This window comes from Lacipirellulaceae bacterium (assembly GCA_040218535.1).
GTDB lineage: Bacteria > Planctomycetota > Planctomycetia > Pirellulales > Lacipirellulaceae > Adhaeretor.
Map to the genome: position 1 here is coordinate 44,475 of JAVJRG010000012.1, position 15,640 is coordinate 60,114.

Annotated in this window: 12 protein-coding genes; 8 read left to right on the forward strand and 4 right to left on the reverse strand. The window is 50.3% G+C overall.

All coding sequences use genetic code 11. The features are described 5' to 3' along the window. Positions 1-417: 417 nt before the first annotated feature. A complete protein-coding gene (locus RIB44_14220) occupies positions 418-2,007 on the reverse strand; it encodes a replication initiator protein A (GenBank protein MEQ8617724.1) in 1,590 nt (529 codons plus the stop codon). A 1,136-nt stretch (positions 2,008-3,143) separates the two neighbouring features. Here RIB44_14220 and RIB44_14225 point away from each other — a divergent pair. Next, positions 3,144-3,872, forward strand: coding sequence for a ParA family protein (locus tag RIB44_14225; protein ID MEQ8617725.1), 729 nt, complete (start codon positions 3,144-3,146; stop codon positions 3,870-3,872). Further along, entirely contained in the window at positions 3,865-4,263 is a 399-nt protein-coding gene (locus RIB44_14230; GenBank protein ID MEQ8617726.1) for a hypothetical protein, read from the forward strand. Before RIB44_14225 ends, RIB44_14230 begins: the two co-directional genes overlap by 8 nt. Positions 4,264-5,755: 1,492 nt before the next feature. Here RIB44_14230 and RIB44_14235 read toward each other — a convergent pair. Together RIB44_14235 and RIB44_14240 are read right to left on the reverse strand one after the other, a co-directional pair. After that, on the reverse strand, positions 5,756-6,124 hold the full coding sequence (locus RIB44_14235; GenBank protein MEQ8617727.1) for a DUF5615 family PIN-like protein: 369 nt from the start codon (positions 6,122-6,124) through the stop codon (positions 5,756-5,758). Further along, complete coding sequence (locus RIB44_14240; protein MEQ8617728.1) at positions 6,121-6,363, reverse strand: DUF433 domain-containing protein; 243 nt, start codon at positions 6,361-6,363, stop codon at positions 6,121-6,123. Before RIB44_14240 ends, RIB44_14235 begins: the two co-directional genes overlap by 4 nt. Positions 6,364-6,616: 253 nt before the next feature. Here RIB44_14240 and RIB44_14245 point away from each other — a divergent pair, with 253 nt between their 5' ends. The 3 genes from RIB44_14245 to RIB44_14255 all read left to right on the forward strand — a co-directional run bounded on the left by RIB44_14245 (position 6,617) and on the right by RIB44_14255 (position 10,108). Then, positions 6,617-7,537 (forward strand): hypothetical protein, encoded by a 921-nt coding sequence (locus RIB44_14245; protein MEQ8617729.1) that lies wholly within the window; start codon positions 6,617-6,619, stop codon positions 7,535-7,537. 726 nt (positions 7,538-8,263) lie between these two features. Continuing rightward, the gene (locus tag RIB44_14250) at positions 8,264-9,232 is read left to right on the forward strand and encodes an aminotransferase class I/II-fold pyridoxal phosphate-dependent enzyme (protein ID MEQ8617730.1); all 969 of its coding nucleotides are present in this window, start codon (positions 8,264-8,266) and stop codon (positions 9,230-9,232) included. Between the two features lie 24 nt (positions 9,233-9,256). Continuing rightward, entirely contained in the window at positions 9,257-10,108 is an 852-nt protein-coding gene (locus RIB44_14255) for a hypothetical protein (GenBank protein MEQ8617731.1), read from the forward strand. Between the two features lie 569 nt (positions 10,109-10,677). Here RIB44_14255 and RIB44_14260 read toward each other — a convergent pair. Further along, positions 10,678-12,207, reverse strand: a complete 1,530-nt coding sequence (locus RIB44_14260; protein ID MEQ8617732.1) for an MBL fold metallo-hydrolase — start codon at positions 12,205-12,207, stop codon at positions 10,678-10,680. A gap of 2,116 nt (positions 12,208-14,323) precedes the next feature. Here RIB44_14260 and RIB44_14265 point away from each other — a divergent pair. The 3 genes from RIB44_14265 to RIB44_14275 are packed head-to-tail and all read left to right on the forward strand — an operon-like array spanning position 14,324 to position 15,556. Further along, positions 14,324-14,593 (forward strand): hypothetical protein, encoded by a 270-nt coding sequence (locus tag RIB44_14265; GenBank protein ID MEQ8617733.1) that lies wholly within the window; start codon positions 14,324-14,326, stop codon positions 14,591-14,593. Between the two features lie 55 nt (positions 14,594-14,648). Then, positions 14,649-15,062 (forward strand): hypothetical protein, encoded by a 414-nt coding sequence (locus RIB44_14270; GenBank protein MEQ8617734.1) that lies wholly within the window; start codon positions 14,649-14,651, stop codon positions 15,060-15,062. Between the two features lie 2 nt (positions 15,063-15,064). Further along, positions 15,065-15,556: a hypothetical protein gene (locus tag RIB44_14275; protein MEQ8617735.1), complete on the forward strand. Its 492-nt coding sequence runs from the start codon at positions 15,065-15,067 to the stop codon at positions 15,554-15,556. Positions 15,557-15,640: the final 84 nt, after the last annotated feature.

Below are 15,640 nucleotides of genomic sequence, written 5' to 3' on the forward strand. Positions count from 1 at the left end.
TCGTGAGGCGAGAAGAATAGACCGTCCCCTGGAACCGCTCAAGGCGAATCTCCTCGCCGTTCCGCCACACAAAGCACAGCGAGTGCTCGGCGAGTATCAGATTCTGCTAGCACTAGGCGCTGCGATAGCACCGGAAGTTCGATACCATAGATATTTCAGCCCCCGTAGCTCAACTGGATAGAGTGTCGGCCTCCGAAGCTTCTGTCGTAAGACATACGCCAGGCGACTATCTCCAAAAATACCTTGTTTTGCTGGGCCTAGTGGTGTTTCGCAAAAAATGGATGGGTCGATGGATCGTCCTATGTCGTCCTCAATCGACCGGAAATGTAGTACGAAGCCTCGCTCGGTTTTTTCAAATAGTGATGGCGACAATTGCACGACACTTTGTAAGCAGAACTGTGGACCATCCGTGAGCTACTATCTGCCACTGATTTTCGGCAAGGAACTGACCCTGACTTCTGCCTTCCTTATCGAGTCGCTGATGAACTTGCGTTCTGACCAGAGCGGAGAAAGTTCTAGCTCCTGACGAAGCTGAGTTGTGTACTTGACCCATGCGGTCGCTGCACCGCGAGTGTCCACCTCGTCAATTACAGCCCGCTCGACTGATTTGTAGAGCTTCTGGATTGCAAATGTTCTTAGTTCTTTTGATTTGCCAAAGTTTCCTTCTCGCTCTGCCCTCTCTAGCCCATCAGCAATATAACTGCTGGACTTAGTAAGTGCCTCTTGCTCCAGCATCGCTCGTTGACGTGCGTTGAGACTAGTGAGTGACTCTATTGGCAGAGTTTCTAATGATTGCTCGATTTGCCGCAAAATGATCTCGTGCTTCTCTCGCAGGGCTTCCAATTCCTCTTTCGCCTTTTTTCTTGCGTCCTTTACCGTTTGGGGCTCAAATCCCTTTCTGTAGGCGTAGCCTTCTTCACTTCTAAGCGCGGCGACCAGAAAACCTGGTGAGACGCTCTCGCCATGCGCGACTCTATCGTCAAAGTTGTCGATGGTTCGGCGGATATCAGCGGGTGTGCATTCTTGGACCAATTCCAGCGGGACTTCATTCCGTAATCCCCTTCGCTTGAGTTCGCCCACAAGTTCCGATTGCATTTTGCTTAGCGACGGCTGTCGGGTGAACTCTTTCCTTGATTTCTTTCGCTCGAAGCACACTTCGTAGAGTCTTCCAGACTTTCGATACCGCTTTTGCTTGCTCGTATCACATAGATAGCCTCGTTCGACCAATTCGCCCACTCCCCGTTCTAGTTCACGTATTAAGTTTGAGTTGTCGTGTCGTCTGCTCAGCCCGATCTTCTCGCACGCGAACATTCTCAAGTCTGGATACCTGTAATTAGGTCCGTAGTGAAACCACTTATCGAGATAGCGATAAAGTTGCCGCGATACCGCGTACTTCAGGCTTCGGTAGAAACCGTAGTCCAATCCCTTTGTACGCTTAGCTTGAAAGTCAGTAAACGGAACGCTACCCCAGACCACGTAGGACGGCTCGTTCAGTAATTGCTCTTTTGTGCGTTTTCGGGGACCTCCTCCCCTACTCCCGTGGATCTCAGCATCTTCTAGCAGGTTGAACGTTTTTGATTTCCACGCACCGTCTACCCACCACGAGTCCTTGTAGTAAAGGGTTGTTCCCATCCAAACATCGATTGCTTGCTCTATGAGGGCATAATAGCGTCCTGTCTTTGGCCAGCCGAGCAGCTTCAGTAGCTCATATCGAGTAAATTCGACCCTTGGGCTGCTTGCTCCGGTCTTTTCCCAAGTCAACTGAATTAGCCCGACGAGGAGGTCGTGGTGTCTGTAGGTTGGGAGGCCATACTTATCCGATCCGCTTATCGTCAAACGGCGTTCAATTTGCCGGCCCTTCTCTCGCCTGCGTTCGCAAAATTCAAGGGTCTTCTTACCCGGAGGGGATCTACGCGAGAGCACTGTTAGGGGGAACTCAACCAGGTTGAGGCCATCGACGCCGCGAGCGTTTGAATCCAGTAATATCGAGGCCTCTTCCTTCGGCATCCCTTCTTCTTTGTCAGAAGAGAATCAACAACACGTGTATTGTTGTTATTCTCTTTTATTATCTATTACCCATCCGAATAGCTAGTTATCTCGATGAGATACGCCAACCTTTCTGTGTCAGCATCCGTCAATTCCTGGGTCAACGTTCGTCAAGCCCTGTGACGGCGTACGCCATTGTCCTGTGCCAGTGTACGCCTCTGCCTGTGGCAATGTACGTCATATGTCTGTGCCAGCGTACGTCATGACTTCAAGCAACAGCCAAGTGTACTGTGGCTCCTGTCAGTACCACTGGAAACCGCTCTCAGAGCAGCTGCGATAAGACACCCCGCTCTGCTTGCAACCGGTCGACACATACGAATCACTCAATCCCTTCTTCGGTCTCAAAAGCGAGTGGTTTTGTTACTCGTCCAGACTCCTTGCTGGCTAGAGCTGCATCGAAAAACCTACCCTCTTTTCAACCCTCGCGATTCGTGCTTTAACAGACTTAAAGTAAGAATGAAGTACCACAGATGCGAATCGCTAGCAAACAGCTTATAGTCGGTCAGGAGCATAGTTCTGGCTGAGTAGCCCTTTGCTGCGTGGTAGGTCACTACTAGCTACCGGCCGGCGCTTTTAGCCAGAGATCCCCCAGCTTCGATGGCTCAGGCCTCTCTGAGGCGTAAGCAGAGCTTGTGCGGTCGTCCGACCGCACGGTCGACCGACCGCGCGGTCGTTTTCGAGTGTGAGTAAACGGTACGGGGCGTCAAAACGCGGTTCTGCGCCTAAGACACAGGTCGAGCCCGAGAACTCAGGGGGCAGCGAGTCCCTCAGCCCGCCAACTCAATACGAACCGTTTCGTAGAGCAACCTCCCTAACTCACGTTTTATGGATAGTTAGCGCAGTTGATTGCCCTTTCGACCGTTTCCGCATGCGACTACACGGTTTAGACCTCTGGAACGCGGTACTTAGCGTAAGGCATAGGTCAAGTCAGAGAACCCGGTGGGCATCCATCCCAGCATCTTGTCATCTCGAGATGCAGCATTTAAGGAGGCTATCACCGTAACCCACGTCCTCAGCCTCGAACGAGTTCGCTTTCTCACCATAGTTGCGAAGAAAGTGTCTTGTCAGACTGCTTCCGTAGGTGTCATTCTGCCAGCATGAGAATAGCGATAGGTAGTTCGAAGGGTGGGGTATCAAAGACCACGAACGCAACAAATCTTGCCGTCCATCTGCACAATCAGGGCCACAAAGTGGCAGCAATAGACCTTGATGGAGGAGAGTACGGAAACAAATCTCTAACCACGATTCTCGGTTCGGCCGAACCAGAGATTACGCTCTTTCAGCCAACCACGAAGGGCAAACTGAAGAAGTTACTTGCGAGGTTGGGAGCCGAAGTTGACTTCACTGTTATTGATTGCCCAGGAGGCTACAGCCATACGGCAGAGATAAATCTAGAAGTGCTTCGCTACTCGGAGTATCTGCTAGTTCCCGTCACGCCAAATTTTGACGACTTCGAGCCACTGTCGGTAGTAGAGAGAGTGTTTCAGGCAGCAAAAGCGAAGAATCCATTACTAGAAGGTCGCGTAATCATTAACCAAGTTGACCGCAGAAAACGCATAACACGGCTGGATAGGGGGCTCAAGGAACTCCGGGCACAATTGAGGGAACTGGCTCCATCCCTAAAGGTTATGCAGCAAACGGTGCGTATCGATGCCGGAGCAATGGAAAGTGCTCGGTGGGATGGAACTGTGGTCGTGAATGGCGGGAAGTCTGCTGCGAAAAGCGACCTAGAGTCGCTATATGCCGAGTTACTTAGCGACATTGTAGTAACGATGAATCGACTCAAGAAGAATAAGGTAAGGCGGAGGAGGGTAGCCAATGGGTAAACCAAGCAAATCAATTAGTGATGCAATCCAAACAGCAAAAGCTCTAAGGGCCGGTATTGAAATAGAAGAACTAGCTGACGACGAGAGTGGGGAAGCAGTCGAAGTCCATAAGGTTGGTAGTTCCAAACAGCGAAGTAGTTTCAAAGCAGCAGGAAATAAATCTTCGAGCTCCATGGGCAGCGAGGTTGAGAGAATCCCCAATGACTTGCTCTCAAGATGGGTTCGGCACACTGTGGGATTGACGCATCGAACGAAATTGAGATTGCAAGATGCGGTTGACGGCCAGAAAAGGAAGGCTCGCTATGGAGAGCTAAGTGAAGAAGAGCCAAGAAACGAGCAAGAGATTGTTGAGCTTGGCGTTAGGCTTGCTTTGGCTGAACTCGGATATTAGTTCCGGCGATCAATAGGGGAGGGGCCTGGAGGCTCTCCTCCAGGCAAACCCGTGTCACCCCAATGACAAGAAGTCTTCTGGGAATCCAATGGTGAAAACCGAACAAGGCCTAGAACGCATTCTCTCTAGTCGCAACTGGACACCAGGAATGCCATCGGTATCAGATACTGAGCTGCAATAAAAGGTCGTAGCTTCTCTACCTAGCTCGTTTGCTCTCTGCCAAGCCTGAGACGCTGCATGTGCTAAGCAGTGCTCCTTCTCGACAACGACATCGTTCTTAACACAACTGGTCCCAAGTGCTCTGAGAAGCCGTGCGGTCAGAAAGACTCGGACTAGCCCATCAGAAAATGCTGATCGGCTAACGCTCTGAGTTATCTCAATCACAATGCCTCGCGAAGTTGCGTTTGCAAGTGAATATTGAGTCACAAAACTTGGAAAGGATTCAATGGGCTCTACCATCGACTGATTGTTAATCTTAGTGTTCTGCATGATTGCTCCTTGTACTGCTAGTCGGTTCGGAGCGAAGCTAGCCGACTAGATGTGAGGAGCTATCAGGTATTCTTAGAATGCATTCCGTTGCTCTTGTAAGAGCCGGACTTTCAAGACAAGGACACTGCGATACCTATAATGTTTGATTAGCAGCCCAGAAGCAGGTAGCCTCTCATGGTGAAGTTGGAGAGAGAGCAACACAATGAGAAAGACCAAGATGAAGACACTCAATGGGTGGCTGATGTAAGGCTCGAAAAGGCATGTTTCTCGCAATCTCAGCATATAAGCTCGACAAAAATAGAGCACAAACAGACCAAAGAATTTCTCTCGACTGCAAAATCGCTGGACCTACGGAGAACCGCCCTGCAGTCAAAGCAGCTTTTTGAGAGGACAAACGCAGCGAAAGAACTCGCAAGACATGGAGAGGCTGGGGCGTTGCTTCAAGACCTCTTTCAAGCTGCTGAAGACATTGCATCTGCGACCGGTTGGCGCGGCAAGATGGATGCCCTCTGGAGACCAATCGCGTACCGTACTTCATTGGCATGCGAGTATCAGCGTTGCTCAATGGCACTACGAGTCTTGGCTGAGCTTGCAGCTTATGCTTCGGGGAGATGTGGCGGCCCAGTGATCAGCAGTGACGATCGCGAGGTGCTGAAAAGACAACTGAACTCTCGCTGGAAGAATCTCGCGAATCAATCTCGCGATGTATTTTTTAAGACGAATCATCCTAACCAAGCTCTCTGGGACGCCACGCAGAAGTGTATTGAACTATCGAGTGACTCAATTCTACGGGAGACAGTTAGAGATGAGTACTTGAGGCGAGGCGTGCCATGCGAAACCGGACATTTACCAAAAGAGTACAGCTAGCTTAAAGAAGTAATTTGCAGCGATTCCAGCAACTTTTTAATGCAGAGTGCCTTTCTAGATCACGAGAATTACTTTTCTAGCGATCTAAGTAGTTGGAATTATTAGCTATGCTTAGAAGCAAGTCGTCAAGCTCCAGCTAAGAACGGCTTCTCGTGAGCGGACTTCTCCTAACCCATCCCGCTTCGACCACCCAGAACGAACCTTCAAGCAAGTTCCCAGAGCGGACTATGAAGCCGAGCAAGAGGCGGCCAGTCTCTTCGGGTGATTGAGGGCGAAAGCGAAGGTAGATTATCGCCGGCGGACACGGGAGTTTCTCTAAAAATACGTGCTCACCGTAATCTCGATCAAAGGTGATGATGGCACGATGCTCTTTGACGGCAATTTCAAGCACTTCGCGGTCACTAGCACCGTAGCTGTGCTCCCCGATTGCGAAAACGTCGTATTGATTCTCCCTGAGTCGCTGAATAGCGCTCCACGGAATATTCTCGTCTGCGAGAAACTTCACTCAGGTGATTGCTCCTCAATCAGATCGATCAGGTCGTCATTGAAACGTGCCGCGCTGTATGCAAATACAGCCTGTAGATCGGCAGCTTGTAGCTGTGGATAGTTGTCGAGCAGTTGCTTCATTGTCCAACCCTTGGCCATAAGCTCTAACAGAAAAACGACCCCTATCCGCGTCCCAACTATGATTGGCTTTCCCGCCAATACGTCTGGGTCGATTGTTATCCTTTCTTGCCATTGCATGAATCCAGTGTCTCATAATATCTGACAAGAATACAAACAAAATTCGCTGGCCACTCCGTACACATGCTATCCCCAACGCACTCATAAACGCCAAATCTCACTATCTTTGGAACGTTCATTCTATCACGGCGTCAAGGGCCGCCCCTTCGGGGCTGCTGCTTTCGGCTATCGCCGAAAGACTTCCCCTTGACTAGCCGTGATGCGTGTTCTCCGAACCACGATGGCTCAGCCATTGGTATCTCGGAGAAACGAAATGAATCAACAAAAAGTACAATCGCTCAGAATCCTTAAAAGTGCAGACCTTAAGTCGAATCACCTGGAGATGACACCTGCCCAAATCCTCAGAAAGTTTGGGCCGCCGAGACGGCTTCTGAGTACCTCGTCAAAAGTAGAGAAGTGCAAAGACTTTGGTGCTCTCGTTCGCGTGCTGTATCTGACGCCAGGAATCTTCTGCCCGAATGCAACGAAAGGATGCCGCGATGCTTGTTTGGGGCATTCGAGCGGTCGCATGGGCTTTCCAACGCATGTTGCTGCACGCGACAGACGCACTGCTCTACTGATCGAGCAACCAATGCTATTTCTGAAGCGACTCTACTCAGAGCTTACGCTACTAGAAACAGACGCTCTGCAATATGGCTTGGTGCCTGCTGTCCGCTTGAATGGAACCAGCGACGTTGCCTGGGAGACTTTTCAGCCAAAGCTGTTTTCTGAGTTCGAATCGATTAAATTTTACGACTATACGAAGAGCTTCGAGAGAGCCTTGAGCTTTCTTGACTGCACGTTTCCCGCCAACTATCACCTCACCTACTCTAGCGACAAGCGATGCTCCAAAAAGGCCACTGAGGTGCTAAGTCGTGGTGGTACTGTCACGTCTGTCTTCTGGCCAGAGCTGCCAAGAACGTGGAACGGGGTGAGAGTTATTGATGGCGACCTCCATGACGCACGCTTTAACGACCCTCAGTCAGTGATCGTTGGCCTCAGAGCTAAGGGCCTCGCTCGTGTTGATACTTCTGGCTTCGTAGAGAGGCATTGTCCACTTTGTGCTCCTGGTAGGCCTACGCTTGAGCTGACGCAGATTGTCGAAGACTCTCACCGAACAACGAAGCATGTGTGTTCGAACTGCGAGTATCAGATTAACGGGCGTTGGAAGATTCAGGTTGGATTGCGAAGTTGACAAAACTGGATTGGGAAAGCTACACAGATCAGAACATGCGCATGTCATTGGAAGCATTAATTTCTAACTGACACGTCGAGCCCGAAGCATTCAATTCTGGACTCCTCCGTAGTTCTGCCATCAAGTCCTGTTGATACGCCGGAATCGCTAGATAGTTTCCAATGCTCAATTCGGAAGCCGCTGCTTGTCGCTGGTGACGTCTTACCTTGGCAAGCTCTCGTAGTCTTGCTTTGGGCGTGATAGAATTCTGATCCGTGATAAGCATAGCTACAAGCGGAAGACACAAACAAAGAAATATTCGCTGCCCCACACCTAAGCAACATTGTTTCGAGTAGTGTAATGGATCGACCGTTCACAGATTCTGTTCAAGCTTCGCATGCAACAAATCTCGACGTATTTGTCGTCCAGCGTTCATATTCGGATTGCGAAGCCTTTTCGTCATGCTTGCCTCTTTTGGAGCGATCACTTCACGACCATTACTTCAGTGGTCGAACTCAACGTAGACCGAGCGTCAAGGCTCATACGTTCACTAATGCAGCAGGAATCATTCACGCAATTGAGAATGTGAAGGCACTTCACGACCCATGCAATCCTGTACTAATTGTGCTTGACGCTTTCTTACCTCTAGAAGAGACCACAGAGCCCGAGTACGTGCAGACTCTTGACATTGGGCGTGGGCAGTACTTTTTCTCATGGTTGCGCTCAACCTGTCCCGCCATACCAGTCGTGATCCTCACCTCCGGAGGTGTTAATACCGCATCCTTTGCTTCAGTTCCCGGTGCATGCCTGGAGATATTGCATCGTGATGCCCTTCAGAACCCTGCCGAAGTAGTCAATGTACTTGTCAGGTGTCTGTCTGATCGGTGGTCGACTCCATTTTGGGATCGGCTAAAGCGACACGCGATCATTGGCAACGATACTTGGTTCTGCCCTGGACACAACAAAGGAAACGCGTACGCCCGTTCACCATTTATCGGAGACTTTGGCGAGCTGTTTGCGCCTGCTGGTGGTCTTGCACTATCGAGTGACGTTTCAGTGTCAATACAAGATCTTGGTGATCTATCGGAGCCTTTGCAGTCAACTCCAATGAACGCGGTCATGAAGAAATCTGCTGATACTTTTGGAGCTGCATTTACCTTGTACTCAACTAACGGCACTTCAACTTCTAACAATGTGATGCTTATGGCTTTGCTTCGTCCAGGAGATGTGATACTGGTCGACAGAAATTGCCATAAGTCTGTTCATCAAGCGATCGTAATTGCCGGTGCGCTACCCGTGTATCTTCATTCAGCATACAACGCCGACCTCGGGATATGGCTACCAGTGTCTATCAAGGAAATCGGTAGCAGTATACAGCGCATGGAGAAGGCAAAGATGTTGCCACGCATGCTGATTCTTACATCCTGCACTTATGAAGGTGCAATGTACCCAGTCAGCAAAATTGCAGACCTCTGCAATCGGCACGGGGTATTGTTCTATGCAGATGAAGCATGGCTGCCTTATGGGCGATTCCATCCGGCTTATATGACTAACGACGGTTCATCTGCACGATTTAACGCACTTGGAACCGGGGACGGCGACGGTGCTCATATAGTTGTTCAATCGACTCACAAGATGCTTTCAGCATTAAGTCAAGCCTCAATGATTCATATCGGGCAAGCATTCGTAGAATGTTTTGCGTCAGGCAATGTCTAATGGCTCCCAGAGCGGTTTGGCTCGTTGCATGAGTTTTGGCATTACTTAGCAGATGTAAACCGCTACTGGTTATCGACAAGCCCCAATTATCCGATTATTGCCTCTCTCGATTGTGCTACTGCGCAGATGGCAGGAGAAGGTGTGGGGCTCGTTGGACGGCTTTTAACGCTGGCTCACGAGCTACGCGAGCTACTACAAAAGCACAACGCTGACGTCAGTTTGGAACAAATAGTGGGGAAGCAGCAAGGCTTCGAAGAATACATGTTAGACCCGCTCAAGCTGACTGTTGCACTTGCCCCTACTTCTAGTAGCTTCCCGGAAGTCGAGAGGATATTCGCCCGACACCGCATATCCTGGGACAAGAAAATGCTTACGCATGGCGGCACGCGGCACAAATCTATTGGTGGTCACTTATTTTTTCTCATCCTGGCAGGTATCGGCCGCGACCACACAGAAAGATTAAAAGTCGCATTGAATGACTGCCAGAAATACATTGGCTGGCAGAATGATCAATGTGACATTGTGAGATACACCGACGATCAAATTGTAGTACTGCCACGAGATGCTCACTCGTCGTCAGGACAACAAATCCCAATTCAACAAGCAGGTGGACATGTTGCCTGCCAAATGGTCGTGCCATACCCACCTGGAATTCCAACAATACTACCAGGTGTTGTAATCGATCCTGAGGAGGCAAAGCGTATTGAACTACTCGCTAAAGGTAGTGCGATAAGCGTGCATGGTTTAACTGAGATCGATGGACAATTGTGTGTGCGTGTGTTAACGGATGCGGAGTTTAACTCACTGAAAAACGCTGTTCCATCATCTCAACTTGCTCGCTCCGATGACGAGGATAAGGAAAATCTATCGGGATAGTGCTTTACCAATTAGAAACAGAAAGTCCGCAACCACCGCCTTCCATCGTGCCAGACCCACCAGGAAAGCGTTCCAAGTAGCGTAATCGGAAAGTTGTTCCACTGACAATTATCTGTGTAGGCAATTCGTTCAACCAATCGACCGATTCGTAAAGATGAACCGTGTACTGATCTGTGATTGACGCTAGGGCAGTGGATCGCGGGTGTGGTAAAAAGATGCGTTCCCAATTGTCTCCCGTCGATGGAATAACAACTATGGGAGGTTTCGATCGACCATTCGCCGCTCTCACATACATGACTTCAATTTCAACTGCCAACTCCTCAAACAGAAGTTCCTTGCCTATAGCCGACGTATGCCCTTCATGAGCGTTATCAGCAACAAGTCCAGGCAAATTGGCGCCTAACGTCTCCTCTGTACCACTTTCCGATGAGATACTCCTGCCTATGTGCGTTTCTGCACTCATACACTCCCGTGTTTACAATTGTTAAGGTTTAGATGGCTACGAGTAACACAGCGGCAGTCAATTTGCAACAATTCAGTTTGAAAAGGATGGAAGTATTAAGACACGTCTAATACGATGCCCCATCTGGCTTGTAACTAAGTGGTCCGTTCCCTGACCGCGTAAGTGGGTACACATCCCATTTCGTGATGGCTCTACCGTACTGACGCTCTTTTTCGAGCTTGTACGCCAAGATCGTGTTCCTGCCGTCAGTTCTGAGATTGATTGATCCATAGACTGTAACATTGCGTTCAAGCAGCTTATCGACGAGGGTGTCAAGTGCCTCCTTAAGCTGCTTTCGCTTGGCGGGGTCAGTTTCATCTTCGAGCTTTTGGCGGTACCGCCCGATCTCGATTGGAATAGTTCCCTCGTCTTCACGAGTAGACCGCATTAGCTCGGTAGAAAACAGAAGTGGCCTCCAGCCTCGTCCATGAAGGCCGATTGCCCCAAGAGTATCCGGGCGAGGATGGGCGTGCGATTCTTCGTCCCCGCTTGAAACGACCGTAACGGCAGCGTTCGTAGCCCTTAGAAACGCGTCAAGAAAGTCCGCTGATCCGTGGTGGCATGCTTTTGCAATATCGCAGCCAAGCTTCTCAGATGCGGCATCAACGATTTCTTGCTCCTCATTCGCACTCCAAGGCCAATCAAAGTCTAGATCCGCATAATGCTGGAGCAAGAATGCTTCAGCAGATGTGTTCAAGTCTCCGCCAAACAGAAGTCTTACGTCTCCGAAACGAAGGAGGAAAATTACTGAGTGGCCGTTTTTCGTTTTCCCCTTGTCAAAGCTTCTTGACGTTGGCTTTGGTCCAAATACTCTAAGCGTGGGCTTGCCATTGTCGTCTCGTTCAACAAGTGGGCCAAGCACTTGAATTTGTAGTTCTTTATCTGGCCCGTAGCCTGGAAGGTACTTTGGCTCGCCTGATGCTTCAGCGTGAAGCATTGAAATGTCTTCAACTCTCCCAGATTTGAGCGCGAGATCTAGAAGCGATGCGTACTTTTTGATTGAGTTACCCTTTTTCCAGCGAACAGTGTCGCTGAGAAATCGCTTCAAGTCTGCTTTCGTTTGCAGTAGCTCCGTTAAGTGCCAGCGGCCCCCCATCTTCTTTTTCGCCCCAAGTGCTTTCGAGCCTCCTGCACGCTCTTCCATAATGCCATTATGGTAGACGTGCTTAAAATGAACGTTTTCTTCTTCAAAAAGCTTTCTGAAGCCTTCGTAGTGGTCAAGGTCTGGGTGCGTTAGCACTGCGGACTCGAACGTCCATTTGCGTTTGAATCCAGCGTATCGCCATTTCAAGAATCGGTGCATGTTGTCGCTTGCACCCGCATCAATCACTATGTGCTTGTCCTGCGGCGTTACCACTAGACATCCATCGCCTTGCCCAACGTCAGTAAAGACAACTTCAAGTACGCGATCTTTTCTTAGGTCTTCGACCTTCATTTGCCCTGTCGTGCCGCGTACGCGCACCTTAACCCAGCCACTTCTTGGCTTGCTCTCAAGCCTTACCCAGTCTCCAAATAAGACGTGGTTGACCTGCTTTCGCTTGTCATTTTCATCAAAAACTTTGGCGTCTGGAAATTCCACATAGCGGTACTCAGGCATGGATATGTCCTCTAGGCGTTTGAAAAGCGGTTGTGTTCTGAGTTCGTTGGAGGAAAGGTACTGAAGTATGCGTTTAGGGCGACTCTAGCTCTGAGCGAATCTGATCGAGTTCTTCTTTGGAAAGTAGCTTCTGATTCGTTACTCGTAGCACTGCGGACCGAACGCTACCGTGGCTCTTGTAGCCAAGAGCTTCTGCGATCTTTCCCGCCGAGTAGCCAAATACGTCTCTCGCAACGTAGGCTGCTACAGAGCGAGCGCCTGTATCGTGACGAGTGCCGCTGGCCCATAAAGTAGCATCGCTTCGGTATTGCCTAGCTACGACGTTCACTACTTTGCTTAGCGGTGGCCTCTTAGCAAGCGCCTTTAGTTGCGGTAGTCCCTCAGAAATTGAAGGGACTTCAATGGATTGCTGTACAGAGCTTTTGAACTCTTCAGAACCTACGAGCACTCCTCCAGAAGCGCCAACAAATGGAGACTTGTTTGCTTCCCTGCCCCCTGCAAGCACGAGTTTCGCGTATGCATTTCGTTTGTTTGCCCCCGAAGTTTCTGACAGCACGGACTGGTAGTAAACCCACGAAAGCGAATCGGCAGCATCGCAGTAGCCAGGAAAGCTTGACCAACTATATCGTCTAAGGTTTCTGGTGAGCCGCTCTTTCAGTGGAAGTCTGTGGACATAACGGCTGACTTTCAAAAAGTATCCGGCTGGCTGAATTAGGTGCCCCCTATAGCGGCCTTCAAAGAGATGTCCACGTCGCTCGTGCCGCCTATTGAAGTAGCTCGTGTAGCAACCGTTTAGGTACTGCATTCCAGCCGAAAGATTCGGCTCCGGTGTTTCAACGAATAAGTGATCCCGTTCACGAAGGAGCGAAAACGCGTGGAGCTTCCAACCGTAGCGCTCAACTGTGCGCCTTAGCCACTCAACTCGCCGCTCTCGGTCCTTGTCGTCTGTGAAGAGCTTTTGCCTGTCGTTGCCATGCGACACGACATGATTAAGAGCCCCCGCAAATTGAAGTCTTAGCGGTCTAGCCATGCCCAATAGGGTAACGGGGCAGAGCGGGTGCGGCAATCACTGAGTGACAAAATGCGCTCTGACCCCACTGGTTCGTTGCCGTAACACGGGACCAAAAAAAGTTGCTTCTCTCACTTCTGCGTGATTTCAAAAGCTCAACGCAGATAGATCTTCCGAAAAGAGCTTGAAGCAGACGGTCCACTGCGGTGGCTTCGAAAATGAGGGGACGATGCGGAATTAGTTGATCCCCATGTGGTGCCAATGCGAGACAGGCTTTCCCGCCTGTCAGCTGTCTCCTCATTGCCAGTTTCAACTTCATTGCCTACTCCACCCACCGTGCCCGTCCAACAGAAGTTGTGCAGCTACGGATCGTCGGAGCACGCTCCATCGCCTACTGCCTAGTCGGTGCCCACTCACCCGCTCGTTCTCGTGGCCTAAACGGCCAACTCAACTTCGCTACTCTCGCTGACTGTCCCGAAACTCCGCTCTGCTTCCCCGAAGTCACCTTAGGCTAACGCAAGAACTTGGAGGCTCACCACTTCACAAACCGTTAGCAGCAGTTGAAAGATTTTCGATTCAAACAGCGGTAGTACTTCTGTCAGGCTCAATCGCTGGTTGCCTCTGTAAGTAGTGCATAGTTGTCTCAATACTAGAGCGGATTCAAGCGTACATCCTGTAGACGACAGCAAGTTGCTTCACGGCGAACAAATCATGGCAACAAAGTTATTCATCAATTCCGTTAAGTTGTCCAAAGCACATATGGAGTAGGCATCAACTCTGGTGCAAGTACCAAACTATGCTTTGATTGCAGTCCCAAATCCTGTGCCTTGATTGCTCTTCATATCCGCTGTGGGCCTATGGTGACTATGCGACAGGCAGTGCCCGTGTCAAGGCAGCTGACCCTTCGGGTGCCCTAGCGGGCACTTTTTTTCGACCCCGCTTAAATTCGCAATGTCTGTAGAGCGGCTTCGCCGCCGTTTTATTTGCGAATCCACGGGGACCCCAAAAAAAGTCAGCAACCTTGACACGGACCCTTACGCCTGCCGCCCAACGTCACCGTCCCACAGGGGATATGAAGTTCAATCAAACCAAAAAAAGGAGAATGACATGACAAAGAAAAAACAAAAAAGTAATGGTCCAATTTACAGAACGAGACTTGGACGACTGCAAATCAGCGTCTTCGAGAACCTATCGCAAGACGGGAGCATTTATTTCTCAACCTACATTCAGCGTAATTACAAGGCTGGTGACGGTACCTGGAAGACGGGAGCATTCAGCGAGGAAGACCTAGACGACCTCAATAAGGCTGGCGAAATCGCACGAGAAAAAATCGAGCTAAAAAAGGCAAGCTACTCAAAGCAGCAACTCGCCGCATAAATCATTTGGCTGGCCCGCCACTGCGGGTCAGCTTTTTACTTTTGGAGAATTAACAATGACAACTATTGACGTGAAACTAAATATTCCGGCTTCGACAACACCCGCACCTAAGCTATGCAGCGTACATGCTGAAGAGGGCCGCGGTGACTTTGGCGATGCCGCTTACCCGGGCAATTGCTCCGGCCTTCTGATACGTGACCTCCTCACGTTCTTCAGTCCCGAGAACTTCCTTGACCCGATGCAAGGTAGCGGTACAGCGATTGACGTAGCTCGTTCGCTAAACATCCCATGCCATGGTTTTGACTTACGAGACGGCCTCGACGCATGCTATCCAGGGAGCTACGATGGTCTCGGCAAGTTCGACTTCATCTGGCTGCACCCTCCTTACTTCGACCTCATTACCTACAACGAGGACCCGCGATGCCTGTCGCAGAGCGGGACATTGGCCGATTTCATGGTGGAGGGCTAAGCATGAAAACTACTTACCTTGAACCACCAATTGAGACGCTTTACCATTCAGACTTGCGAGGCCTCGTGAGAGTATGTCTAGTCGAGAATGGCTTCTTTCTCGCCCTCACGGTCGAGAGAATCGACGGGTCAGGCCACTGGCGGCACGTCAAGACTGAGCACTCCAGCTCTGCTTTCGTAGAGCAAGAGTTCGAGTCTCTAGCTCAATTGCTAGCCACAGGAAGCGTACCCGAGGAAGAGCAACTTCCGTACTTTGTTCTCCGCAAGGGTGAACCACAGGCTCGTAGAGTTGAAGGAGACGATACGCCTGTTGAAATTCGCGATACGCTTCTATTGCTACTCGACCATCACTTCGGCATAGACAGTCAGCAATCCAGCGACCGCTCTGTCGAATCGCTCGACAACGTTATTCGCGTTCCAGGCTGGCTAACGGCCCTGGTCTCTGCCATCGTTGTTCCCGCCATCATCTTTATTCCCTCCTGGCTACCGTTTTAGTGCGAGCCTGGCCAGCCGCTCTTTGTGCGGCTGGCACCCTTCTCCACTCCCGAGTCAACGCTCTGTCCTGGCTCGCTCCCGCTG

Excerpts from the sequence above, each read along its gene's own strand:
- RIB44_14220 (MEQ8617724.1), bottom strand. The coding sequence starts at position 2,007 with ATGCCGAAGGAAGAGGCCTCGATATTACTGGATTCAAACGCTCGCGGC.
- RIB44_14225 (MEQ8617725.1), top strand. The coding sequence starts at position 3,144 with ATGAGAATAGCGATAGGTAGTTCGAAGGGTGGGGTATCAAAGACCACG.
- RIB44_14230 (MEQ8617726.1), top strand. The coding sequence starts at position 3,865 with ATGGGTAAACCAAGCAAATCAATTAGTGATGCAATCCAAACAGCAAAA.
- RIB44_14240 (MEQ8617728.1), bottom strand. The coding sequence starts at position 6,363 with ATGCAATGGCAAGAAAGGATAACAATCGACCCAGACGTATTGGCGGGA.
- RIB44_14245 (MEQ8617729.1), top strand. The coding sequence starts at position 6,617 with ATGAATCAACAAAAAGTACAATCGCTCAGAATCCTTAAAAGTGCAGAC.
- RIB44_14260 (MEQ8617732.1), bottom strand. The coding sequence starts at position 12,207 with ATGCCTGAGTACCGCTATGTGGAATTTCCAGACGCCAAAGTTTTTGAT.
- RIB44_14265 (MEQ8617733.1), top strand. The coding sequence starts at position 14,324 with ATGACAAAGAAAAAACAAAAAAGTAATGGTCCAATTTACAGAACGAGA.
- RIB44_14270 (MEQ8617734.1), top strand. The coding sequence starts at position 14,649 with ATGACAACTATTGACGTGAAACTAAATATTCCGGCTTCGACAACACCC.
- RIB44_14275 (MEQ8617735.1), top strand. The coding sequence starts at position 15,065 with ATGAAAACTACTTACCTTGAACCACCAATTGAGACGCTTTACCATTCA.